We start from the raw sequence: 24,168 nt of genomic DNA, 5'->3' as shown, positions 1-24,168 counted from the left end.
ATGTCCAGCACCCACCCGATCCTGGTCGACTGTGCCGGTGCCCGGATGGGCGGGGCATTGCGGTTCCTGACCGAACTGGACGGTTACCTGAGTTTTCGGCCGGGCCTGCAGGTCCATCTGGTCGGCCGAGATCGCCGGATCGGACCGGGCTGGCTCGCCCGCCGGGAGCGGCCTGGGCGGTACGCGCGCGCGATCGCCCTCAACAACGTCGGCTTCCTCGCGACCCGCGGCGAACGGTGGGTCCTGCTGCGCAACGTGCTGCACTTCCTGCCGGCGGAGGAGGCCCGGCGGCTACCCGGCGGCCTGCCCGACGGCGTGGCACGGACAGCACGTCTCGTGCGGCTGTTCGCCCGTCGTGCGGACGTGGTCGTCGTACCGACGACCACGATGGCGGACCGGGTTCTCACCATACTTCCTAGCCTGTCCGCCAGGCTGGTGGTCCGGCCCCATCCGCTGTCCCCCGATCCGACCCCTCCCCAGGCCCGTACGCCGGGCCGGTTTCTGTGTCCCGTGTTGTTCGCGCCGTTCAAACCGATGGGGCACTTGCTCCGCATGGTCGATGCCGCCGCGACCCGGCTTCAGGAGGAGATCGGAGCCCACCTCGCGATCACGGTCACCGCGACCGATCGCGAGGCCCACGAACACGGCCTGTCCCACTGTCGGACGCTGCGGTTCGTGGGCCGGCTGACGCCGGCCGAGCTGCGGGCCCACCAACGCGATGCCGGCGCGTTGCTGCAGCCGACGACGATGGAGTCCTTCGGCTACCCGCTCGCCGAGGCACGGCTCGCCGGGATACCCGTCATCGCCCGCGACACCTCACACAACCGCGAGGTGGCCGGCCCGGTTCTGGTGCCGTACTCCCGGGAGTCGGCGGATGATCTCGCCGTGGCGCTGCGCACGGCGCTCACGTTCACACCACGGCCCGAGACGGGAAACCCCTTCGATCCGACGCGTTACTTCGACTGGTTGCTCGACGCAGGAGAGAGCTCACCGTGACGACGCAGACCCACCGAATCCCGCCGCGCCAGGGCCCGTCGTTCCCCGCGGCACCACCGGCCGCACCAGAACCGGCAACGCCAGCACCGGCCGCGCCAGAACCAGCCGCGCCAGAACCAGCAACGACGCGAACCCCGCGCCGAGCGAACTGGCCGACCCCCTATGACACCGCCGCCCCCGCCGGATCGACACAGCCACAGCCGGCGCCGGGATCGGTTCCCGTCACCGCGATCATCCTCGCCCACAACGAGGCACCAAACATCGTCCGGGCGATCAGGTCCGCCGGTTGGTGTCGACAGGTCGTCGTCGTGGACTCGGGTTCCACCGACGGCACCGCGGATCTGGCCCGCGCCATCGGTGCGACCGTCTGGCACGAGCCCTGGCGTGGGTTCGCCGGCCAGCGGCAGTGGGCGATGACCAACCCGGGGATCGCCCACGACTGGGTGTACTTCCTCGACAGCGACGAATGGGTGTCGACCGCGCTCGCCGCCGAGATCGCCGCCCGGCTGGGGACGGCGGACTGCGCGGCCTACAGCCAACGACGCCGGCTGGTGTTCGAAGGCCGCTGGATCGCGCATTGCGGGTGGTACGCGAACAGCTGGCAGGCGCGGCTGCTCGATCGGCGGGTGGCGTACTTCGACGCCGCCGTCACCTACAGCGAACGGGCCGTGGTCACTGGTGAGGTCGGACGGCTGTCCGCCGACCTGATCGACGAGGACCACAAGGGACTCGCCGCCTGGCTACGCAAGCACGTGCGCTACGCCGAACTGGAGGCGGCGCGCCGCGTGACGCAGCCCGCTGTCCGGGAGCGGTTGGCGCGGGTCCGCGAGGAGGTGCGCCGGCCCACCGGGTCGACCCGACCGCTCACCCGGACCATCGCGAGGGACGTGATCTTCCCGCTGGTTCCGGCCAAGCCGGCGGTCCTCTTCTGCTACATGTACCTGCTACGGAGCGGATGGCGGGATGGGCGGCAGGGGCTGCTGTTCTGTCTCTACTACGCCTGGTATGAGCTCACGATCGGCGCACTGACTCGGTCCGTTCACCGGTGACCGCGTCGGTTCCGCTCGGTCGCTACCTGCGCACCACCGCGGGACTGCGACCGGTCCAGCTCGGTGCCCGTGTCCGGCTGCGCGGGCAACGGGCCGTCCTGAGTCGCCACCCGGGCCTGGGCGAGATGCTGCTGCGCGGCAGGCCGCCAGCGGAATCCTGGCCGATCGGGTTCCTGCCGTTCGACGGCAGATGCCCGCCGGCTCGGCCGATGTTCGACGAGATCGTCGCGGGCCGCCTAACCCTGCTCGGTCACTCCCGCGATCTGTGTCCCCGGGACTCCAACACTCCCGCTACTGGAACCCCCGTACCCCCCACCCCCACGACCGGCGCCGCCGCGGGGGCCGGCGCCGCCGCGGCCCCCGCCCGATGGGACTGGAGGCAGGCCGACGCTCCGCTGCTGTGGCGCTACCATCTGCACTACTGGGACTGGGCATGGGCATTCACCACCGAGGCTGTCCAGGGGCCCGCGATGTTCGCCCGGCTGTATCTGGCCTGGCGGACCTCGGTGGCCCTGGGCGATCCGGTTGCCTGGTCGCCCTACGTCGTGTCACTCCGGGCCTGGACGCTGTGTGCCTTGTGGCCCCGGCTCGCGCGGGGAACGCCCGCCGAGATGGCGGTCCTCGCCGACCTCGGCGTCTGCCGGTCCTTCCTGCGCACTCATCTGGAGACCGACGTCGGCGGGAACCACCTGCTGAAGAACTACAAGGCGCTGATCGGGCTGGCGGTCGCCGATGACGACGCCCGCGGCCGCCGACGATGGGTCGACGCGCTGCTGCGCGAGCTCGATCGGCAGGTCCTCAGCGACGGTGGACACTACGAGCGCTCCCCCACCTATCACTGTCAGGTGCTGGCCGACCTCGACGACGTCGCCGGGCTGCTCACCGCGGCGGGCCACGTGGTGTCCGGCGCCCTGCTCGACGCGGCCGGCAGGATGCGGGCCTGGCTGACGGCCGTACTCGGACCGGACGGCGTGGTTCCCACGCTCAACGACGGGTTCGCGGTGCCCGCCGAGGCTCTGCGGCTGCTTCTCCCGGCTCCGGTAAGACCGACGCCGATCGCAGTCCAGGGTCCGGGTCCCGTTCCGATCCCGGCACCGCGCCTGGCCGAGATGCCCACCTCGACGTCGCAGTCGACCGTGGGGACCGTGCCCCGTCCGCGGACGCCCGCATCTGACCGGGCCGACGCCCTTCTGCTGGTCGACAGCGGTCTCGCCGTGCTGACGGCTGGACCGTGGCATCTGCTCGCCGACGTGGGCCTGCCCTGTCCCGAGGACCTTCCGGCCCACGCCCACGCCGACACCCTCGCGTTTCTGCTCTGGCACGACGGCCGGCCGCTCCTGGTGGATACCGGGACCTCGACCTACGCCCCCGGACCGGATCGGGACGCCGAACGCGGTACCGCCGCCCACTCGACCGTCATCGTCGATCACGCCGACTCGACCGAGGTCTGGGGCGCGTTCCGGGCGGGCCGCCGGGCCCGTCCCACTCTTGTCACGATGTGCCACCACGAAAACGTGGCGACGTTGGCCGCCGGCCATGACGGCTACCGCCACCTTCCCGGGCGACCCGTGCACTGGCGGACGTGGCGACTCGACCCGAGTGGGTTGTCCGTCGACGATCGGATCACCGGGGAGGGCCGCCACCACGTCGAGGTGCTGTTCCACTTCGCCCCCGGGGTGTCCGTCACCGCCGCGGCGGCCGATACCAGGCGAACCAGTACCACCTCGATCGGGACCACCTCGATCGGGACCAGCCGGAACGCGGCCACCCGGAGCGGGGCCACGGATGCGCTCACGGTGACCACCTCCCAGGGGCGGCTGGTCCTGCGGGCCGGCGGACCGGGGCGGTGGGTGGTGCGCTCCACCCGCCGGGCGGTCGGATGGAGCCGTACGGTGCCGGCGTACACCGCCGCGTACGTGATCGATGCCGAGCTGCCTGTCGCGGTACGCACCACGGTCGTCCACGAAGTCCGCTCCGGCGGCCCGCGCTCCGGCAACCTGCGCTCCGGCGACACGGAATCGTCGCCCGCCCGCCTCTGACGCACACCCGGACCTGACCCGCCCCGGTCGCACCGAATCACCACGAAACCGAACAAACTTCCCGACGGGAGAACACCGTGCCGACCCTGTCCGTCCTACGCCCTCTCGCGGAACGGCTCACCCACCATCTGGTGGTGGCCCGCCGCCTGCCGCCTCCCTTCCAGGCGACGCGCATCTACGTCTCTTCCGAGGCGGGTCTGAAGTATCTGCGCCCCAGTCTCGCCGCCGTCGATCCGGTCCTGACCGACCTGGTCGGCGAGGTCGTGCGCCCCGGCCACGTGGTCTGGGACATCGGCGCGAACGTGGGACTGTTCGCCTTCGCCGCCGCGTCCGCCGCGACGTCGTCCGGCACAGTCGTCGCGGTCGAGCCCGACACCTGGCTGGTCGGGATGTTGCGCCGGTCGCAGACACGGTCACCACGCCACGGCGGATCATCGGCCACCGATGGCCGCGCCACGGTGAAGATCCTGCCCGCCGCGGTCGGTGCGGCCCCGGGGATCAGCACGTTCCACATCGCGAGTCGCAACCGCGCGACCAGCCATCTGGACGGATTCGGCAGCAGCCAGACCGGCGGCACCCGCGCGGCACAGCTCGTGCCGACCTTCACCCTGGACGGCCTGCTCACCCATTTCCCGGCACCGGACGTCGTGAAAATCGACGTGGAGGGGGCCGAGCACGCGGTCCTCAGCGGTGGGCGCCGGCTTCTGGGCGACATCCGCCCGACCGTGATCTGCGAGGTCACCGGACGCAACGCCGAGGCCGTCGGCGACCTGCTGCGCGGGCACGGGTACCGCATCGTCGACGCGGAGGTTCCGCCGCCGGCCCGGCGGCCCCTGACGGCGGCACCCTGGTCCACGTTGGCCGTGCCAGACGTCCCGCCCTCCACCCCGCGACCCGCGTCCGGGCAGGTTCCCGAGCCCCTGGTGCGCGCATGAGGACCACGGCGGTCATCGTCCACTGGGGGCCGACCGGGCCGACGATGGATCTGGCCGCGCAGCTGGCGGCGATGCCTCAGATCAGCGAGGTCGTCGTGGTGGCGAACGACCTGCGAGGACGACCCGACGGCCTCGGGGAAGAGACGGCCTGGCTCGTCCCCCCCGGCAACCTCGGTTTCGGCGGCGGCTTCCGGCACGCGTGTGACGCCTATCCGGCCACCGACTGCTATCTCCTGCTCAACAATGACGTCCAGCTCGTGCCGGCCACCGTCGACGCCTGTCTGGAACTACTGTCCCGCCCGGGCGTGGGCATCGTCGGACCCACTCTGGTCAACGCCGACGGTCTGCATCCGGGCTTCGCCGGGCTCACCCGCGTCTTCACCGTGCCGCGCGCCCGCCGGACCCCCACGGACCACGCCGATGACGTGCCGTGGGTCACCGGCGCGATCACCTTTGTCAAGGCCGAGTGTCATCGGCAGGTGCCGATGGCCGTTCGGTACTTCCTGTACTACGAGGACGTGGATCTCTGCCAGCGCGCTCGGGCGGCCGGGTGGCGTGTCCTCGTCAGTCCGGCCCAGGCCTGGCACACCGGTGGGGGGACGGTACCCGGCAACGGCTACACCTACTACACGGTGCGCAACCGGCTGTGGTTCGCCCGCATCCACGGCCGCCCGCGGCAGGTGGCGCTGGTGACCGCCTGGCTGCTCCTGGCGGTGCTGCCCCGGGTCGCCGTGTCCGAGCTGGTGCGCCGGCGCGGAATCGTCCGCGTCCACTGCGGCCTGCGCGGCGTCGTGGACGGTCTCGCCCGCATCCCCGACATCGACCAGACCCTGCCCGGGGAACCCCGGGCGTCCCGGTGGAGTACGTGGACACGCGAGGCCCGCTCCGTCCCGCGTCCTCGCCCGGCCCAGGACCGGCCGATCGGTCCGTCGGACCCCGCGGGGGGAGTCGACCGGCGGGAGAAGGCTGCCGGCACGGGGGAGCTCACCCGTCCCGGCTGAGCGTGACCACCACTCCGTGGCGGTCGACCACCTGGAAGCCCAGTCCACGCGCGGCGTCGAGCAGGTCCGCCGCGGTGACGGGCCGTCCCTCGAAGGTCGTGTCGTGCATCTCGAACACCGCTCGACGGCACCGGTCCAGCGCGCCCGGATCCCCCAGCAGAAACGACGCCTCCGCACCCTCGATGTCGCTGACGAGGTCGAACTCAGCGATCCTCTTGCGTACCAGCAGGTCCCGAAGCGTGGCCGCCGGAATGGTGACGGTCCGCCGTGACGCGTCGTCCCACAACCGGGAACCGAGGTTGTTCCCGACGAGGGCGAACGCCACCGGACCCACGGCCTGCGTGATCGCCCTGTTCTCCACGTCCAGGGTGATGTGCCCGGCGTACGCGGCCAGGCGTCGCGTGAGGCCCTCGATGAGGTGGGGATTGGCCTCCACACACACCAGCCGCGAGCCGGGTGCCAGCCGCGAGGCGATATGCGCGCTGGTGATGCCCAGACTCGCACCAAGTTCCACGACGGTGCCCGAGGTCGTGAGATGACGGCGGATCATCCGGATCTCGGCCCCTTCGTACAGCCGCCAGAACAGCGCCGCCCGCGCCTGCGGGGTGAAGTCGCGGTCAGCCACGTCGAAACGCAGCCCGTGGTTGGGGACCCGGTTGCGGGTGGCCGCCGCGATGACCGTTCCCACCGCCGGGGACGTCAGGGCACCGGCGATCGAGATCTTGGTTCGGTAAAGAACATCACTGGCGTCCATAAGCAAGATTTTTTCCCTTCGTTGCGGGCCGGGCGCCACCGTAGGCGAAGCGTGCCGTCAGGAACAGCACGGCCAGCTGGATGGGCAACGCCGCGAGGAGGTCCCCCACGCTGCTCTCGGAGTTGACCAGTTGGAGGAAGAGCGGAACGAAGATCACGATGTAGCGTAGATCCTTCATCGGGTCCCACGCCTCGTCGATCAGTCGGAAACCGGCGCCCAGTAGTGCCATGCCGACCAGCAGGGGAAGCAAGCCCCCGTGCAGATAGAGGTCGGCCTGGGGGGAGACAGCGGCCGCGGAGTAGATCCGGGCGTTCCCCGAGAGGTACTGCTGTTTGAACTCGTAGCCGGTGGCCCTGATCGGTTTGTCGGGCCAGACCGCCCGGGGCACGGCGGTCAGGACGGGAGCCAGGAACAGCTCGTTGATGTCCCGGTAGGGAACGATGTCGGGAGACAGCTGGACGACGATGGCCAGACTGTCGATGCCTCGCATCCGCGAGGTCAGGTACTCCAACGGTGACTCCCCGGGGCCTTCCCCCGCGGGGGCGTCCCCGGACAGCGTCCGGCCCAGCACGGTCGGCGCCATGGACACCGCCGACCGAGCGTCCATGGTGTGGCTCTGGCCGCGTACCTGGGCCCGGTAGGAGGCGTTGTAGGGAATCAGCACGAGGACGAAGATGGCGGCGGCCGCGACGATCCACCGCATCGGAAGCCGGCCGCGGGCGACGGAGAACGCGATCAGCACTCCCCACACGCTGGTCGCGAACACCCCCTTCATCCCGCTGGCGACAGCGAAGAGGATCTCGACGGACAGCAGGGCGACGAAGGTCCGCCGACGCCCCCCGCCCCCGTCTTCCCTGCCCCGGGCCAGATCGACGGCGGCGATGAGCAGGGCGGACATCCCGAGGCCGCCGAGCAGGGTGAGCGGCTGGGCGTAGGCACTCGCCTCGGAGACCTTCTGGGACGCGTCGCCCAGGTAGGCATACTGGCCCAGGAGAATCTGCAGGACCCGGGCCGCCACCGAGATCCCGCACAGGATCCACAGCACGCTCCGGTCGCGCAGCCGGGTACCGGTCCCGGGCGCCGCCGCGGTGGCAAACCGGGTGGCCGCGCGCGTCACCAGCCGGCCCGGGCCGAGCAGGTATCCGCAGGTCCACAGCGGCAGGGCGAGGCTCGCCAGGGCGAGTGCCCGCAGCACGCCGTCGAGATGGATCTGCGGAGTGTCCAGCTGGGGGGTGTGCCAGACCAGTGACACCAGCCCGAACGACATCCCGGTCCACAGCAGGTACCAGGGGCCGAGACGGAACAACCCCAGCCCGTAACCACGCCCCGCTCGCGCACCGACCAGGAGCAGCGCGGCGAGGCATTCGAACGTGAACGCCACCGAGCGCAGGACCACCCGGTCGGGCTCGGACGGCAGCCGGAGCGCCTCGACGAACCACGGCACCACGCCGACCATCACGATCATCAGCCACAGCAGCGGCGGACGGCGGACGGCGTGGGCAACCCTCCCACCCGGCACGGCCGGGGCGATCACCACGGCGCACCCGAGGGGATCGGCGAGGCGTCGCCGGCAGGCGTACCTGAGTGGCGCCGCGGACATCCCGCGAGCGGGCAGGCGGCCCGGGACGTCCGCCAGCAGAGAGTTCGCCAACAGAGAAGATCAGGCATGCCCGAACCTCACGCCGTCCGGTCGCGGGGCAGCGGCGTACGCCGCAGGGTGACGGCGACCTGTTCGAAACGCTCCCAGCCGTCGTGGAGCGCGAGCACGTTCGGCGAGAAGACGCCCTGCCCGGTCAGCCCGCGCCGGCTCAGATTGAGGATCCGGTAGCCGGCGGCGGCCAGCAGCGAGACCAGCTCACCGGGATTCTCCCCGGCAGCCCGCCGATCCCCTTCGCCGCGGTGGCTGTTCTCGCCGGAACGGTCTCCGCCGCGGCGGGCGGGGCGGGGCGGCATCGCCAGCAGGAGGGCCGGCCGATGCGCCCGTAGGAGCTCACCGGCGCCGCGCAGCACGTCGAGGCTCTCGGCCTCACCACCGATCCTGACCAGGGCGGGCGGTCGGTGCCGCGCGGCGTGGGCATCGAGGGTGATGGGCGTCGCGCCCGGGATGGGCGCGACGCCCACCGCGGCACTGGCACCCACCGTGGCACTGGCACCCACCGCGGCACTGGACAGGTGGACACTCGAGAGCCGGTTGCGCTCGACCAGTGCCGCGAGCGTCGCCCCGGTGCGCGGTGCTTCCTCGAAGGCATGCACCTCGCCGGCCGCTCCCACTACCCCGGCCGCCCACAGGGTGTAGATCCCGAGGCCAGCAGCGACGTCATAGCAACAGTCACCGGGGCGCAGAACCGCGTCGAACACCGGCGCGAGCGCTGGTGGCCGATAGCGGGGACCGCTGTAGGTGTTCGCAGGGTCCTGCATCCATCGGGTCGGCCAGCCACGACCGCGCAGGCTGGGAAGGCCCGCGGCCAGACGTCCCGCCAGCCGCCAGCGCAGCGGACCGGCACGATGCCCGGAGATCGCCGCGAGGTTTCCAGAGCCATCCTGGGTCACATACTTAAAGTAGTCGACGTCTTACAAAGAGCAATGGATTGAGGTCACGAATCCGTCGCGTCGTCCTCACCCACCTTGACCGCCAGCCCCGGTTCACCAGTCCGCACGGTGAACCCGTCGCGGTCACCGCCCAGCACGTCCGAGCCTGCCGGCGGCTCCTGACGGGGCACCAGCCACGGGGACCGCGGCCGCTCGACACGTCCGTGGAACCAGGCCACGGTGCGGGCAAGCCCGTCCCGTACGTCCACCAGGGGTCGCCATCCAAGCGCCTCCCGCGCCAGCGTGATGTCGGGGCAGCGCACGGTGGGATCGTCCTGCGGTNGCGGAACGAAGGTGATCGGGACGTCAGCCCCGCATACCTCCACGACGAGCCGCGCCGCATCAATGATCGTCATCTCCTGGGGACTGCCGAGATTCACCGGACCGGGAAGGTCGCTGTCCAGCATGCGCACGACCCCCTCCACCAGATCGTCGACGTAGCACAGCGACCGGGTCTGGCGACCCTCGCCCGCAACGGTGACGGCTTGGCCACGCAGGGCCTGCGCAATGAAGGTCGGGATGGCACGCCCGTCGTCGGCGCGCATCCTCGGCCCATAGGTGTTGAAGATCCGGATGATCCCGGTGGACGTGCCGTGGGTGGCGCGGTGGGCGGTGGTCAACGCCTCGGCGAAGCGCTTGGCCTCGTCGTACATGCTCCTCGGACCGATCGGATTGACGTGGCCCCAGTACTCCTCCGGCTGGGGGTGGACCCGGGGGTCGCCATAGACCTCCGAGGTGGAGGCCAGAAGGAACCGGGCGTTCTTGCGATATGCCAGATCCAGCAGGTTCGCGGTACCCGACGCACCGACCGACAGAGTCTCCAGGGGCAGGGCCCGATAGTCCACCGGGGACGCGGGGGAGGCGAAGTTCAGCACGGCGTCGACCGGGCCAGTGACGTCGATCGGCTCGGTCACGTCCCGCCGCAGCAGGCGGAACCCGCCATGCCTCCGAAGATGGTCGATGTTGCCCGGCCGGCCGGTGAGGAAGTTGTCGACGCAGATCNCCTCGGCNCCCCGAGCCAGCAGGCGGTCACAGAGATGGCTTCCGAGGAAGCCGGCCCCGCCGGCGACGACGACCCGCCTGGTCACTCCAACCACCACCCGTGAGTAAGGAAAGCCGGGCCATGGGCGTCACGTACCGCCATCGGTCGACAACGACACTGCGCGCCCCTCGGACAGCCCTCCTTCTATCACTGACAGTGATAGAAGGAGGACGACCACGGCGGGGAACCCGCGTGTCTCCACCCGATGACGCCGCAACCGCCACCCACCGCCACTCAGGCCCCACCGCCACTCAGGCCCCACCGCCACTCAGGCCCCACCGCCACTCAGGCCCCACCGCCACTCGGCACCCGCGATCCGCGACCCACGACACGCATCTACAGACAGTTGCTCGATTAATACTTTGAGTGACAGAGTCGGATCGATTCGTACTGGCGCACGGCCCACCCGGTCCGATCAGCGGTCATTGCGAGGAGGAACAGCCGGCTCATGACCTCCGTCCCCAGGTCGACGACGGTGGCAGTCGTCGTATCGCACGCGATCCAGCATTTCGCGCCGCTGTACCGGGCGTTGACCGAACACGAGGTGGATCTTCGGGTGCTCTTCCTGTCCCGATCGGGCCTGGAACGCTACTTCGACGCGGATTTCGGCCTCGACGTGCAGTGGAAATCGGACGTCGTAACCGGTTATCACCACGAGTTCATCGCGGACCTGCCGCTGCGCCCTGGCTGGCGGCAGCCCGACGTCACCCGGCAGATGGTTACCCGGACCTGGGCGGCCCTGGACCGACTGCGCCCCGCATGCGTGCTCGTCTACGGATACCGGTACGCCCATTCCCTCGCGGCGCTCGCCTGGTGCCGGCGACGAGGCGTACCCGCCCTCATGATCAGTGACAGCGAGCTCCTCGGCCAGCGAACCCCAGCCGTCCGCGCCGTCAAACGGCTCACGCTGCCCCACCTGATGCGTTCAGTGAGCGCATTCCTCACGATCGGCGACAACAACGAGGCGTACCTGGCCCACTATGGAGTCCCCGCCACCCGCATGTTCCGCACGCCGTATCCCACCGATGAGACGGCGCTGCGGGCCGTACTGGCGCATCGGGACAAGCATCGAACGGCGATCCGCGCCGAGCTGGGCATCGCCCCGGACGCCCTTGTCGCCTTGTTCGCCGGAAAGATGATCTCTCGGAAGCGCCCCCTCGACATCGCGGACGCACTGCGCATCCTCNCCCGCACGCCCCGGGGTCCGGTCGACCGGGAAATCATCGTGATCATGGCTGGGGACGGAGTGCTGCGCGCCACTCTCGATGCGGTGGCCGCCGAGCTCGGCGGCGCGTTGCGGATGGTCGGATTCGCCGACCAGGAACGGCTCCCCCGCCTGTACGCGGCCAGCGACCTCTACCTGCACCCCGCCGAGCGGGATCCGCATCCGCTGGCGGTCAAGGAGGCGGTGCTCTGCGGCCTGCCGGTGGTGGTCAGCGACCGGGTGGGCTCCACCGGCCCGACCGACGACGTCCGTCCCGGCCGCAACGGCCGGGTTCACCCGGTCGGCGATGTGGACGCGCTCGCACGGATCCTCGGGGAGCTGCGCGCGCGCCCCGACGTCCTGGCCAGGATGGCCCAGGAGTCGGAGAAGGTGATCGGCGACATCGAGCTCGCCGCGTCCGTGGACGGCTTCCTGCGCGCCGTTGCCCATGTGCGCGACACCGCTCGGCGCGGATGACCAGAGCCGTCAGCCGCCGGGCCGTCATGACCGGCCCGCTCGCGAGCCGGCTTCCCCGCTCCACCGTCGCCGTACTCGCCGGCAACGCGGGCACGCTGGTCGTCGGGACCGCGACCGGCGTCCTGGCCGCCCGCGCTCTGGGGCCGGTGGCCCGCGGCGAGTTCGTCGCGCTGCAGACCTGGGCGGGCATGCTCGCGATGGTGTTCGCCCTGGGTGTTTCCCAGACGCTGGTCACCGATGACGGTGAGGACCGCGCGCTGCTCGGCCCGCTGCTCACCCAGACCGTCGCGTCGGCGCTGCTCGCCGCGGTGCTGTTCACCGTGGTGCCGATGCTGATCACTGTGGGCCCGGGCCGTTCGGGCGGCACGGGAGCCGGGCGGGGAGCCGCCTGGGACGCCGTCGCCGTGCTGGGCGCGACCTGCTTCACCGCCGCGGCCGTGGCCGCCTCCAACGCCGCCGGGCTCGCGCAGCGCCGCGGTCGGATGACCGGCGAGTTCCAGCTCGTCCGGTTGCTACCGGCGGCGGCGACACTGGCCGCGTTCGCCGCGCTCGCCGGCAGGGGAGTCCGCGATCCAGGCTTGTGGATGCTGACCCTCGGCGTGACGGCCCTGCTACCCCCACTCGGGTACCACGTGGCGGTGCTCGGCGGCCTTCCCGCCCTCGCGCGGCCGGGACGCCTGCTGCCCCGGCGCCGTTTCATGCGGTCCGCCCTGGGGGCCTACGGCACCGTCGTCGGGGCCCAGCTCATCTACAAGCTGGACATGCTGCTCGTCGCCACCTTCCTGGCCGCCGAGCAGGTGGCCTTCTACGCCGTCGCCGTCGCTGTCGCCGGCGCCTGCACGACCGTCTGCCAGGCGACCGGCATGGTGATGTTCAGCCGGCTCCGCACCCTGGTCGATCCCCGGCAGCGGGCCCGGGTGGTGCGCCGCGCGGTCATCGCCACCGTCGCCCTCGCCGCCGCGGTGGCGGGCACGATCGCCCTCGTCACGCCGACGGCCATCCGCATCGTCTACGGCACGCGGTTCGCCCCCGCCGCCCCGGCCGCCCAGGTCCTCGTGCTGGCGACCATCCCGCAGTCCGTCGACTACCTGCTCACCCATGTGCTGCTCGGGTTCCGTGCCGCCCGCACGGTGCTTGCCATCCAGGTCCCGGTCGCGCTGTCGACCGTGCTCGGCCTCGCGGCGGCGCTGCACGACGGCCGCCTGCCGATCGTGGCCGCGGTGTCGGGGATCNCCTACNCCGCCTCGGCCGTGTCGCTGCACCTGGCCAGTACCCGCCTGCTCGCCCGCGCGGCAGGCGCCTCACCCGACAGCGTCCCCCTGGACGGCGCCTCACCCGACAGCGTCCCCCTGGACGGCGCCTCACCCGACAGCGTCCCCCTGGACGGCGCCTCACCCGACAGCGAACGGAGCCTGACGGCCCACGGTCCCATCCCCTTTCCGCGCTCACCCCTCTCATCAGGAGCCACGATGACCACGACGCCGACCGTCGCCCCGCACGACCCGACCGTCGCCCGTCACGATCTTTCCGATACCTCGGTGCGGTACCTCGATCTGCTTCGCGCGACGCTGACCTGCTCTCTCTGGGATGGTCAGGACGGCGGTGCGTGGGAGCCGCGCACCGGCGCGAAGAGGATGCTGGTACGAGCCTTCCGCAGCCAGGGAATGGAAATCGTCAAGAGGAGCGCACCGGGCGCCCGGACCGACGGCCGGGACTGGCCACGGCTGGCGCTCACGATGACCGGCGACCGCCGGATGCGCAACCTCCAGGAGTGCGCCGAACGAGTCATCGTCGACGGCGTCCCAGGCGACTTCATCGAGACCGGGGTATGGCGGGGCGGCGCGTGCATCCTCATGCGCGGGGNGCTCGCCGCCNACGGCGTCCCCGACCGCACGGTCTGGGTCGCCGACTCGTTCGCCGGCCTGCCCGCGCCCAATCCGGGGCGCTACGCCGCCGACACCGGCGACCGCCACCACGAGTACGCGGAGCTGTCGGTGTCCCTCGAGCAGGTGCGGGACAACTTCCGCCGCTACGGCCTGCTCGACGATCAGGTCCGTTTCCTGCGCGGCTGGTTCCGGGACACCCTGCCCACCGCGCCCATCGAGCGCCTCGCGGTCCTGCGCCTCGACGGCGACATGTACGAGAGCACCACCGACGCGCTGACGGCGCTCTACCCGAAGCTCTCCGACGGCGGCTTCTGCATCGTTGACGACTATGGAGCCGTTCCTGGCTGCCGGGCGGCAGTCGAGGACTACCGGGCCGCCCACGGGGTGACCGAGCCGATCATCGAAGTCGACTGGACCTGCGTCTACTGGCGCCGGAGCGAGCCCTCGCGGTCGCGCTGAGCTGGTCCGCGCCCCGCCGACCCCGGCGGAGAGAGGAGGAAAGGGATGACGGAGGAAGGGGTGGCAGTGCGGCAACGACCGTGGGCAGTACTGATGGTGTGTACCGGAAACGTCTGCCGCTCGCCCCTGGCCGAGCATCTCGCCGCCGCCCGGTTCAGCGCCGCGCTGGACCAGATCAGCCTCGGCGCGGCCGGCGCGCAGGCATCCGGTGGGACCGGGGGTAACGAGTCCTCATCCGAGGGATGGCATCCACCCAGCCCCGCCGGGGACCTTCTGGTGAGCAGCGCGGGAGTATGCGCCCGGGCAGGTGAGGCGATGTACCCCCAGGCCGCGGCGATCCTGACATCGCGGGGGCTCGACCCGTCCGGCTTCCGGGCAAGGTTGCTGACACCGGATCTGGTCCAGGCCAGCGATCTGGTGCTGTGCGCGACCCGCGCACACCGCTCGACGGTGGTGGGCCTTGTGCCACGGGCCATGCGCCGTACCTTCACCCTGCGCGAGTTCGGACGGGTGACCTCCGGAGTCCGCCCCGCCGACATCCCCCCGGGCGGGACACGGGCGGCCGGGGAGTATCTCGCCGCCACGGCCCGGCGGATCCGGGCCGCCGGCCACGCGCTACCGGCTGCCCTCGACGACCTGGCCGACCCCCTCGACGGCGGTCGGGATGCGTTCGAGAACTGCGCGCGAATGATCGAAGAGACGCTGTCACGGCCGATGGCCCTGCTGGCGGAGGCGTGTCACGAACGACTGGCGGTCACGCCTACGGACCCCGCAGACCCGGCAGGCCCGGCAGGCCTCGCGGATGTCCCGGTCGACCGGACCCCGGCACCGGGATGAACATCCTGATCGGGAACCGGTGGCTGGCCGGCTTCCTCGACGAGACCCCCCTGCCCGGCCACTGCCGGATCCGCCCGGACATCTGGGTGACGCTGTTCCCCGTGGACGGTCAGTTCTTCGTCAGGGCGGGCAGCAGCCGGGCCCTCGCCGCCTACACCCGCGAGTTCGGCATCCGCGCGGTCGCCCGCAAAACGGCCAGCCGGCTGCGGGAACGCGACCGCAACCAGCGTTACTTCGGCATGGGCCTGGGCACCCTGATCGAGGCGGTCCCACCCGTCAGCGGGGCGGCTTCGCCGACGGGAACGACCGTCGCTTTCGTCGCCCCCTGCCACCCGGCGTGCATGGAACGCGTCGTCCTGCATCAGGACCTCGTCCGCCCGGTGGGGCCGGGCGGCCCCACCGGCGCTCCCGCCGACCCACTCGGCTTCGTCAGCCCCGATCCGCCGCCACCGCGATCCGCGGTCGTCTACCGGGCCCGGCCGGCGACCGCGTTCCCGGCCGTGGACGACACGCTCATCGGCTGGTCCCCGATGTCGGGAGCACCGGTGGACCCCGGCGCCGTCGACCGTCTCGTCGCCTGGCTTGCAACCGAGTGGACCGGGGCCCGCCCCGGGGATCGTCCACTCGCCGGGGTCAGTCCGATCACGGAGAGCACCCGGCGCTATGGCCCGCCATCCGCGTCCGGACGACCCACCGCTGTCCTGTTCGGGTTGGGACACTATGCCAAGACGCAGATCGTCCCGCACGTCCGTGATCACCTCGACCTCGTCGGTGTGCATGAGATCGACCCCGTCCAGCTGGGCACCCGGCGACCGGACCGATGTTCCTGGGACACCGCGGCGCTGCTCCGGGACGGGGAGCGGGCCGACGTCGTCCTCATCGCGGGCTACCACCACACGCACGCGCCGCTGGCCCGGGATGCGCTGCGGCTCGGCTCGGTGGCCGTCGTCGAGAAGCCCGTTGTCACCACAGAGGAGGATCTCGGCCGGCTGGTGAAACTCCTTCACGCCGGCGGGCGCCTGTTCGCCTGCTTCCAGCGACGCCACAGCCCGATGAACGCCTGGCTGCGCTCCGACCTGCGCCTGGCCGACGGCAACGAGCCGCTGATCTACAGTGCCGTGGTGTACGAGGAACCGCTTCCCCGCCGGCACTGGTACCGCTGGCCGTCCTCACGCACCCGGCTGGTCAGTAACGGCTGCCACTGGATCGACCACTTCCTCTGGCTCAACGACTTCGCGCCGGTCCGCCGGAGCACGGTGGCCCGCTCCCGCACGGACACCTTCACGGTGTACGTCGAGCTGGAGAACGACGCGGTCCTCTCGCTCGTGCTGACCAGTGCCGGGGGCAGCCGGCACGGTCTGCGGGAACAGTCCCAGCTGCGCGCGAACGGCGTGACGGCCACCATCGTCGACGGTTCGCAGTACACCGCGGAGGCCGGGTCCCACATCCTGCGGCGGCGGCGAGTCAACCGGCTCGACAGCTACCCGGCCATGTACCGCGACATCTGCGCGGGCATCGTGGCCGGCGCCCNGGGCGAGGACGCACGGCAGATCGCCGCCGTCGCCGCGCTCACGCTACGGCTGGACGCCGCAGCCGGCCGGGATGGGCCCGAACCCTGATCACCGGAATCACGGACATCGGGGACATCGGGGTCCTGGTGCCGACGGCGCCCGGACCCCCGAATCGGACCGCCCTCACGGGCCCGGTGCGACCGCCACGCCATCGCCCGCCATCAGGACGCCGCAAGGTCGGCCGGCACCCGGCGCCCGNCCGCCCGCCGGGTTGCCGGTCCCGCCGCTGACGGCCGCGTGGGCGCGACGGCCTCGACCGCCGGTGCCACGATTGGGGAGATCGGGGACTGTGCCGCGCAGGTGTCGACCGGTCCCGCCACGGCGCGCGGCGCGGTCCCGGGATGGACGGCAAGCCTGCTGCCCCATTCCCGCAACCAGCCGACGACTCGTTCCCCCGCCATCGGACGTGACACAAAGTACCCCTGGACCTCGTCACACTGCCAGGCGGCGAGAGAGGTCCAGGAACGCTGCGTTTCGACCCCCTCGGCGACAATCCGTAACCGCAGCGCATGTGCCAGGGAGACCGTGGACCGCACGATCTCGGCCGCGGCCGGATCGCGGTCGAGGTCACGCAGGAAGGTCCGGTCCAGCTTCACCTCGTCGGCCGGCAGTTCGCGCAGGTACGACAGCGAACAGAAGCCGGTGCCGTAGTCGTCCAGGCTGACCCGCACACCGAACCGGCGCAGCCCCGCCAGGGTTCCCTGCGCCAGCTCCCGCGCCACGATGAGGGAGTCCTCGGTGACCTCGATGACAAGCGCCGAGGGCGGGAGCCGGTGCCGGGCGAGCGCGGCCCGCACCACGCCGACGAAGGCGCGGTCGACGATGACCGACGCGGGGACGTTCACCGACACCGCGAGCGGGGCACCCCGGCCGTGCCAGCGCGCGCAGTCGGCCAAGGCCTGGTCGAGGACCTGCACGGTGAGCTTCGGCATCAACCCGGCACGTTCGATCTCCGCCAGGAAGGCGTCGGGCTGCCGCACGCCGTCGACCGGATGGCGCCAGCGGACGAGGGCCTCCACACCGCTGATCCGACCGCTGCGCAGATCCGCCTTGGGCTGGTAACTCAGTTCGATCTGGCCGGAGTCCAGCGCATGGCGCACCTCGGCCCGCAGCAGCAGGCGGGCACGGTTGATCGGTGGATGGTCGCGGGCGTAGACGGTCTGCCCGTGACGGCCCCCCTTCGCCAGGTACATCGCCTCCTCCGCGTGACGAAAGAGCTCCAGCGCGCCACGGCCGTGCTCGGGGGCATGGGCGATCCCCACGCTCGCCTCGGGCCGCACCGGAGTTCCCGCGAGTGGAACGGGCAGTTCCAGCACCTCCCGCAACCGCCGAGCGACCTGTTCGGCCCGGGCCACATCGGCGCCGCGCAACAGCACGGCGAACGCGTTGCCGTCCACCCGGGCGAGCAGATCCGATCCGGGCAGCGCTCCGCGTAGCCGGCAACCCACCGTGGCAAGCAGGCGGTCCCCATGCTCATGCCCGAGCGCCCCGTTGACATCACGCATCCGATCGAGATCGATGAGCAGCACCGACACGGACGTCGCGCCACGCGCCCGGTGCTCACCACCCGTGAGACAACGGCTGGCGACGTCGAGGAAGTACCGTCGGCCCGGCAGCCCGGTCAGCTCATCCACCACGCCGCGCCGCGGCCACGCACGGCCCACGCCTCCCCGGGGATCCCACGGCTGGATGTCCGGTCCGGCCGAACCGGCCAGACCGTTCGCGTCGGCCGGACCGTTCGGACCCGGCCAGACCGCCGCGGCGAGGATCGCCACCGCGATCGACAACGCCGCGGCCGCGAGCACCACGCACGACAACGCGACCGGCGACGGCGCGGGCCCGCCCCATCCGCCGATGAGACAGAGCAGTCCCAGAAGCAGACCCAGCGCACCCCCCATCAGGGCGGCGACCCCCGAGACCGGCCGGACCAGCATCGACCGGGGCAACACCGACCGGAACAAAACTGACTGGACCATCGTCGCTCCGCCCGCAGCGCATCCATGACCTGGACGAGCACGCGGACCGACATCGCCGGTCCGCGTGCTCCCGGGGACANCCATCCCCGCCTCGACCTCGTGGCGCAACCATCGGCGGCTACCCGACGGGCGGCCCGCACCGCCGTGCCGGATCGTCGAGCCACGCCGTATCCGATCCCGCCCATTCATCGAATTCCCCCGAAGCCGATCCCGCAATGTCCTTGAGTGAGCTGCGTCCTTGGGTGAGCCGCCGCAGCCGGTCGAGGATGGCCGCCCACGACGTCACCGCCGCCGGCATCACGCGCCTGGTTTATCCCCGCGCTATCCGAGCGTAACGTTCGCCAGTTCGCAGGGTATCCGATGCCCGACTTTCCACCGGCATCGGCTCGGTCCGTGGCCGCCGACACCGTCGTTGGCCAACCGCCGGGTAACACTAATCACCGTGAAGGGCACCGGCGAAATCCAAACCGTTGCCGCCCGGGACCACACCGTGTCCGTTCCGGGAAATCCCCGCCAGGGGCGGAGATCTTACAGTAATCAGCTCCTTGCCCGGCACCTCAGCGGGTTCTCCGGGCATCGGACAGGTGGCGTCGAACCGAGTCGGCGCTACCACCTCAGATTCGGTGACGCGATACGCGTGGTAACGGTCTCGCACCTCGACGGGGAAGGGATCCCCAACCTTCAGCTCATCGAGACGACTAAACGGTTTTCTATATGCGGTCCGATGTCCGGAAACCACGACATTCCCCAGCTCATCGGGCATGGCGGTCCCCGGCATATGTCCGGGACCCCGGCGCAGGACGGTGGCGGGGNCACCTTTCACAATGGCCGGCGAATGGTTTGGACCGAATCGTGGAGCACACCGAATCGTGGAGCACACCGAATCATGGAGCACGCCGAATCATGGAGCACTCAGTATCGCCGGCCCCTCGCCGGCGCGTGCCGCCGGGAGTCCACCGGACCGGCAGGCCGGATGGGCGCGGGGACCACGCCGGCGGGTCACACCAGCACCCCGAACCTCACTCACCGTTACATGCAGAGGCACNTCTGTTACCCTCGATACTCATTCCGAGCCGTGGAGGCTCGTCGCCCGCCGGACCGGATGCTCTACCCGAGCGACGCAGGGGGTCCGATGAAGACCGTGGCGGTGATTGTCCACTGGGGTCCGCACCGGCCGACCGTGGAGCTTGCGAGATGGCTCGACGGCAGCCCCGTCATCGCCCAGGTGGCGGTGGTCGCGAACGACCGGTCGGACCGACCCGACCACCTGCCGGCCTCGGTCGCCTGGATCCTGCCGCCCCGCGACCTCGGTCTCGGCGGAGGCTTCCGGCTCGCCAGCCACGGCTACCCCGCCGCGCAGGCCTATCTCCTGATAGGCAACCACGTCAGGATCCCGGACCTGGCGCTGCGCGCCTGCCTGGATCTGCTGGCCGGGACGAACATCGGCGTGGTCGCGCCCACACTGGTCGACAACGACGGTCGGCGCTCGGGCCCGGCGCGGCTAAGCCCGGTCCTGGCTGCGCCGAAGGCCCGGCGTCCCCCCGGCGACCGCCCCCTGGAGGCCGACTGGGTCGCAGGCACGATCATGTTCGTCAAGGCGGACTGCCTGCGGCGGATCCCCCTGGACGGCCGTTACTACCTCGGGTTCGAGGATGTCGACTTCTGTTACCGCGTCCGGGACGCCGGATGGAGCGTCGTGGTCAGTCCGCACCGTGCACAGCGCATCGGGAGCACGACCGTCCCCCGGCATGGCGACGCCTACTACGGGGTGCGCAACCGGCTCTGGTTCGCCCGGGTCCGCGGATGGCGAGCCCGGGCCGCCTTGATCGCTCTGGCGACGGCGGTCGTCGTGCTACCCCGCGCCGTCGCGCTGGACATGCTTCTCGGGCACGGCACCCGGACCTCGGCCCTCGTCCTCCACGGCCTGCTGGACGGTCTCTCGATGCTTCCCCCGCCGGGAGAGGCACGTGACGACGAGCCGCGCGCCGCTCACTGGACAAGCTGGCCGTAGTCGGGCTGGTCACCAGACGGCGCGGACCGTTGCCGCACCACGGCAACGCCGGATGCGCCGGTCCGGCGCGTCGCCTGTGGCGCCGCGAGGAACAGCGCCTGCCAGCCGAACATGTTCGGCCACCGGTCCAGAACGCGACGATCCCACCGCCGCACCAGCTCCCCGGGGAGCAGCTCACGGGTGCGCCACCACGGCAGACCACCGGTGGTGGCGGTGGCGACGATGCGCAGTCCGTTGTCCTCCAACAGCCGCCGGGCCGAGTTGACAGTGTAGAACCGCAGGTGGGTAGCGTCCATGAGACCGGTCTCGGTGTACTCAAACCGACCCCGCAGGAACAGTGCGCGCTGCCGGTAGTGCAGCACGTTCGGCAGCGCCACCAGGACCCGGCCGCCGGGTGCCAGCGCCCGCCGGGCCTCTACGAGCAACGGCACCGGATCCGCCAGGTGCTCGAGGATGTGGGAAAGCAGCACGAGCTGGTGACTTCCGTCGGGGACGAAGGGCAGCCCGGCGTTCAGATCAGCGAGTTCGACGTGGTCGCACTCGGCCGTGGCGGCGGCCCGCTCGGACGGATCAATCGTCACCCCCGTCACCCGCCAGCCCCGGGCCCGCAGCAGCCGCGCGTTGTCCCCGGCTCCGCACCCACAATCCAGCGCCTTACCCGCCGGTATGTCGATCAGATCGAGGAGAGGCGGGTTACCACCGTTGCGGTACCGCAGATCGGCTTCCATACACGACCCCTTGTCGCCATCATCGGAGAAGCTACAGGCAGTCAAGAGAACTCGAAACGTTACTATGACACGCTCCGCAGCACAGGACTAGCACCTGGAGAGACATTAAAATCACTCTCCGTGCAGATCTCGCGTCGATCCACCGCCCCGACCGCCTCCCTCACCGATCGACCCGCCCGGGTTCTACTGCTGAGCAGTTCCCGCGGCCTCGGTGGCGGGATCGAGCGTTATCTCTCGACGATCGAGGAGACACTGCGGGCCGGTGGGGCCGATCTCCTGCGGGTCGACATGCTGGAGCCAGGCGTCGAGCTGACCCCGGCGATCAGGGCGCGCTTCACATCGCGCGCGCTCGCCGCGGCGCGCCGCTTCGGCCAGGCCGACAGCGTGGTCGCCGGGCACGCCAACCTCATCCCTGTCGCGGCGGCGGCCCTCCGACTGTCCCGGGCCCGTCTCGGCCCGGTGCTGCTCTACGGCACCGACATCTGGGGCATGCGCCGCACCGACCGCGCGATCCTGCGCGCCGACCCGCTCCTGCGCCCGGTCACGATCAGTTCCTACAGCGCCGGCGCGCTGTCGACGCTGGGTCTGGCCCCCATCCTCCGGCCGGGCATCTCACCGACGTGGCGGGCGACCCTGCTGGCCGAGGCGAACCGCCGCCGGCCGTTGTCCCCCGTACCGACCATGCTGAGCGTGTTCCGGCTCAGTGACTGGGTGGGCAAGGGTGCGGGGGTCCTGCTGGAGGCCGTGGAGTCCGTCCGGGCCACCCTCGGCCCGGTCCGGCTGGTGTTCGCCGGGCAGGGCCCGGCACCCGGGGNCCTGCATGAGCTGGTGTCCGCGCACCCCGACACCGAGCTGCACGAGTCCCCGACCGACGACGCGTTGGCACGCCTCTACGCCACCGCCGACCTGTTCGCGCTGTGCACCCGCACCCGCTCGCGCGGGCCACGGATCAGCGGTGAGGGCTACGGCATCGTGCTGCTCGAGGCGCAGCTCGCNGGGTGCGNGGTGGTCGGACCCGCCTCAGGCGGTAGCCACGACGCCTACCAGGACGGCGTGACCGGGCAGACGCCGATGGACGAGTCGGCGCAGGCGCTGGCGGACGTCCTGCACGGCATGCTCGCCGACCGAGCGCGACTGGCCCGCGTCGGCCGGCGCGCCGCGGAGTGGGCCGAGGCCGCCACTCGGCCCGACGACTACCTCCGCACGGTTTTCACCGCCCTGACCGGACGGCTACCGACCAGCGAGGGCCGGGACATCCCGGTCCAGCCCACGGGCACCGGAACCCGGCGGGGGGCGCCACGGGCCGATGCTCCCACCGGATCGGCGTGACTCCCGGATCCGGATTACGAATATCAAATATCGACCAGAGGTAACCATAACGCTATCGGCGGCCAACAGCCGGAAATGGTTGCCGGTCGCTCCTACTCCAGGTAGTCGCGCAGCTTCTGCGACCGGGAGGGATGCCGAAGCTTGGACAGCGTCTTCGACTCGATCTGGCGGATGCGCTCCCGGGTGACCCCGAACTCGCGCCCGACCTCCTCCAACGTACGCGGGTGCCCGTCAGTGAGCCCGAAGCGCAGCTGGATGACCTTCTTCTCCCGGTCGGACAGGGTGTGCAGGACCGAGTCGAGCTGCTCCTGAAGCAGGATGAAGCTGGCCGCGTCGACCGGGACGACGGCGTCGCAGTCCTCGATGAAGTCGCCAAGGTGGGAGTCCTCCTCCTCACCGATGGGGGTCTCCAGCGACACCGGCTCCTGTGAGACCTTGAGGATCTCACGCACCTTGTCCGGGGTGAGATCCATCTCCTTGGCGATCTCCTCCGGACTCGGCTCCCGGCCGAGGTCCTGCAGGAGCTGCCGCTGGATGCGGATCAGCTTGTTGATGGTCTCGACCATGTGCACCGGGATGCGGATGGTGCGTGCCTGGTCGGCGATGGCCCGCGTGATCGCCTGCCGGATCCACCAGGTGGCGTAGGTCGAGAACTTGTAGCCCTTGGTGTAGTCGAACTTCTCGACCGCCCGGATCAGGCCGAGGTTGCCCTCCTGGATGAGGTCCAGGAACAGCATGCCGCGCCCGACGTACCGCTTGGCGATCGAGACGACGAGACGCAGGTTCGCCTCGACCAGCTTGCGCTTGGCGATCTGCCCGTCGCGTTCGATGGCCTCGAGGTCCCGCCGCATCTGCGGGGAAGTTTTCTTGGTGGCCACCGCCAGCTTCTCGGAGGCGAACAGCCCCGCCTCGATCCGCTTGGCAAGATCAACCTCCTCCTCGGCGGTGAGCAGGGGGACCTTGCCGATCTCCTTGAGGTACATGCGCACCGGGTCGGAGGTCGGCGCCTTGAGGGCGAGCTCCTCCTCCTCGCGGCGACGGCGGGCCAGCAGATCCGCCTCGTCGGGGCTCTCACCTCCCGCCTCGAGTACCTCGATGCCCTCGTCGTTCAGCACCTGCAGCACCGTCTCGGCCTGCTCCGGGGGCAGCTCCGCGGCCTGGATGGCGACCGTGACATCCTCGGTGGTGAGGAACCCGATCTCCTTGCCCCGGGTGATGAGGTCCTTGACCTCGTCCACCTGGGCTTCGCGGGGTAGGACGGTAGGACTCATGGGCGGAATCTCGT

At 71.0% G+C, this 24,168-nt stretch carries 19 protein-coding genes; 11 read left to right on the top strand and 8 right to left on the bottom strand.

Translation table 11 applies throughout. The features are described 5' to 3' along the window. From ALLO2_RS05505 to ALLO2_RS05485, 5 genes are all read left to right on the top strand, one after another. Positions 1 to 996: a glycosyltransferase gene (locus ALLO2_RS05505; protein WP_023840573.1), complete on the top strand. Its 996-nt coding sequence runs from the start codon at positions 1 to 3 to the stop codon at positions 994 to 996. Next, positions 993 to 2,045: a glycosyltransferase family 2 protein gene (locus ALLO2_RS05500; protein WP_011435744.1), complete on the top strand. Its 1,053-nt coding sequence runs from the start codon at positions 993 to 995 to the stop codon at positions 2,043 to 2,045. The genes ALLO2_RS05505 and ALLO2_RS05500 overlap by 4 nt, the downstream gene beginning before the upstream one ends. Beyond that, a complete protein-coding gene (locus ALLO2_RS05495) occupies positions 2,042 to 4,084 on the top strand; it encodes a heparinase II/III family protein (RefSeq protein WP_023840572.1) in 2,043 nt (680 codons plus the stop codon). The genes ALLO2_RS05500 and ALLO2_RS05495 overlap by 4 nt, the downstream gene beginning before the upstream one ends. Before the next feature lie 77 nt (positions 4,085 to 4,161). After that, positions 4,162 to 5,019 carry an FkbM family methyltransferase gene (locus ALLO2_RS05490; RefSeq protein WP_011435742.1) on the top strand — a complete coding sequence of 286 codons (858 nt, stop codon included), beginning with the start codon at positions 4,162 to 4,164 and terminating at the stop codon, positions 5,017 to 5,019. Further along, positions 5,016 to 6,020, top strand: a complete 1,005-nt coding sequence (locus tag ALLO2_RS05485; RefSeq protein WP_011435741.1) for a glycosyltransferase — start codon at positions 5,016 to 5,018, stop codon at positions 6,018 to 6,020. The genes ALLO2_RS05490 and ALLO2_RS05485 overlap by 4 nt, the downstream gene beginning before the upstream one ends. On the opposite strand, the gene ALLO2_RS05480 is transcribed toward ALLO2_RS05485, so the two are convergent. From ALLO2_RS05480 to ALLO2_RS05465, 4 genes are read right to left on the bottom strand one after another with little or no spacing between them, the layout of a single operon-like run. Beyond that, positions 6,004 to 6,774, bottom strand: coding sequence for an FkbM family methyltransferase (locus ALLO2_RS05480; protein ID WP_023840571.1), 771 nt, complete (start codon positions 6,772 to 6,774; stop codon positions 6,004 to 6,006). The genes ALLO2_RS05485 and ALLO2_RS05480 overlap by 17 nt on opposite strands. Next, on the bottom strand, positions 6,761 to 8,425 hold the full coding sequence (locus tag ALLO2_RS05475; RefSeq protein WP_049760858.1) for a hypothetical protein: 1,665 nt from the start codon (positions 8,423 to 8,425) through the stop codon (positions 6,761 to 6,763). The genes ALLO2_RS05480 and ALLO2_RS05475 overlap by 14 nt, the downstream gene beginning before the upstream one ends. A gap of 26 nt (positions 8,426 to 8,451) precedes the next feature. Next, a complete protein-coding gene (locus tag ALLO2_RS05470) occupies positions 8,452 to 9,324 on the bottom strand; it encodes a hypothetical protein (protein WP_051623794.1) in 873 nt (290 codons plus the stop codon). A 44-nt stretch (positions 9,325 to 9,368) separates the two neighbouring features. Continuing rightward, on the bottom strand, positions 9,369 to 10,451 hold the full coding sequence (locus ALLO2_RS05465) for a UDP-glucuronic acid decarboxylase family protein (protein ID WP_035730106.1): 1,083 nt from the start codon (positions 10,449 to 10,451) through the stop codon (positions 9,369 to 9,371). Positions 10,452 to 10,880: 429 nt separating this feature from the next. Between ALLO2_RS05465 and ALLO2_RS05460 the strand changes: the two genes are divergently transcribed. The 4 genes from ALLO2_RS05460 to ALLO2_RS05440 all read left to right on the top strand — a co-directional run bounded on the left by ALLO2_RS05460 (position 10,881) and on the right by ALLO2_RS05440 (position 16,887). Then, positions 10,881 to 12,086 (top strand): glycosyltransferase family 4 protein, encoded by a 1,206-nt coding sequence (locus ALLO2_RS05460; protein ID WP_232234899.1) that lies wholly within the window; start codon positions 10,881 to 10,883, stop codon positions 12,084 to 12,086. Between the two features lie 1,469 nt (positions 12,087 to 13,555). After that, entirely contained in the window at positions 13,556 to 14,431 is an 876-nt protein-coding gene (locus ALLO2_RS05450; protein ID WP_035730206.1) for a TylF/MycF family methyltransferase, read from the top strand. Between the two features lie 45 nt (positions 14,432 to 14,476). Next, complete coding sequence (locus ALLO2_RS05445) at positions 14,477 to 15,268, top strand: protein-tyrosine-phosphatase (RefSeq protein WP_011435733.1); 792 nt, start codon at positions 14,477 to 14,479, stop codon at positions 15,266 to 15,268. Further along, positions 15,265 to 16,887 carry a Gfo/Idh/MocA family oxidoreductase gene (locus ALLO2_RS05440; protein ID WP_035730100.1) on the top strand — a complete coding sequence of 541 codons (1,623 nt, stop codon included), beginning with the start codon at positions 15,265 to 15,267 and terminating at the stop codon, positions 16,885 to 16,887. The genes ALLO2_RS05445 and ALLO2_RS05440 overlap by 4 nt, the downstream gene beginning before the upstream one ends. Before the next feature lie 113 nt (positions 16,888 to 17,000). Here the strand turns inward: ALLO2_RS05440 and ALLO2_RS05435 are convergent, their stop codons facing one another. Both ALLO2_RS05435 and ALLO2_RS24005 read right to left on the bottom strand, forming a co-directional pair. Beyond that, a complete protein-coding gene (locus tag ALLO2_RS05435; RefSeq protein WP_035730098.1) occupies positions 17,001 to 18,815 on the bottom strand; it encodes a bifunctional diguanylate cyclase/phosphodiesterase in 1,815 nt (604 codons plus the stop codon). 433 nt (positions 18,816 to 19,248) lie between these two features. Further along, positions 19,249 to 19,638, bottom strand: a complete 390-nt coding sequence (locus ALLO2_RS24005; protein WP_255361177.1) for a class E sortase — start codon at positions 19,636 to 19,638, stop codon at positions 19,249 to 19,251. Between the two features lie 309 nt (positions 19,639 to 19,947). On the opposite strand from ALLO2_RS24005, the gene ALLO2_RS05430 reads away from it, so the two are divergent. Next, complete coding sequence (locus ALLO2_RS05430) at positions 19,948 to 20,826, top strand: glycosyltransferase family 2 protein (protein ID WP_011435730.1); 879 nt, start codon at positions 19,948 to 19,950, stop codon at positions 20,824 to 20,826. Here the strand turns inward: ALLO2_RS05430 and ALLO2_RS05425 are convergent. Further along, positions 20,805 to 21,554: a bifunctional 2-polyprenyl-6-hydroxyphenol methylase/3-demethylubiquinol 3-O-methyltransferase UbiG gene (locus tag ALLO2_RS05425; RefSeq protein ID WP_023840565.1), complete on the bottom strand. Its 750-nt coding sequence runs from the start codon at positions 21,552 to 21,554 to the stop codon at positions 20,805 to 20,807. The genes ALLO2_RS05430 and ALLO2_RS05425 overlap by 22 nt on opposite strands. A gap of 120 nt (positions 21,555 to 21,674) precedes the next feature. On the opposite strand from ALLO2_RS05425, the gene ALLO2_RS05420 reads away from it, so the two are divergent. Further along, positions 21,675 to 22,883, top strand: coding sequence for a glycosyltransferase family 4 protein (locus ALLO2_RS05420; protein ID WP_035730084.1), 1,209 nt, complete (start codon positions 21,675 to 21,677; stop codon positions 22,881 to 22,883). Between the two features lie 92 nt (positions 22,884 to 22,975). On the opposite strand, the gene ALLO2_RS05415 is transcribed toward ALLO2_RS05420, so the two are convergent. Then, positions 22,976 to 24,154 carry an RNA polymerase sigma factor gene (locus tag ALLO2_RS05415; protein WP_035730083.1) on the bottom strand — a complete coding sequence of 393 codons (1,179 nt, stop codon included), beginning with the start codon at positions 24,152 to 24,154 and terminating at the stop codon, positions 22,976 to 22,978. Between the last annotated feature and the right edge of the window lie 14 nt (positions 24,155 to 24,168).

Origin of the sequence: Frankia sp. Allo2 (genome assembly GCF_000733325.1) — a bacterium.
Classification (GTDB): Bacteria; Actinomycetota; Actinomycetes; order Frankiales; family Frankiaceae; genus Frankia; species Frankia casuarinae.
This window is presented reverse-complemented; position numbering and strand designations above follow the sequence as displayed.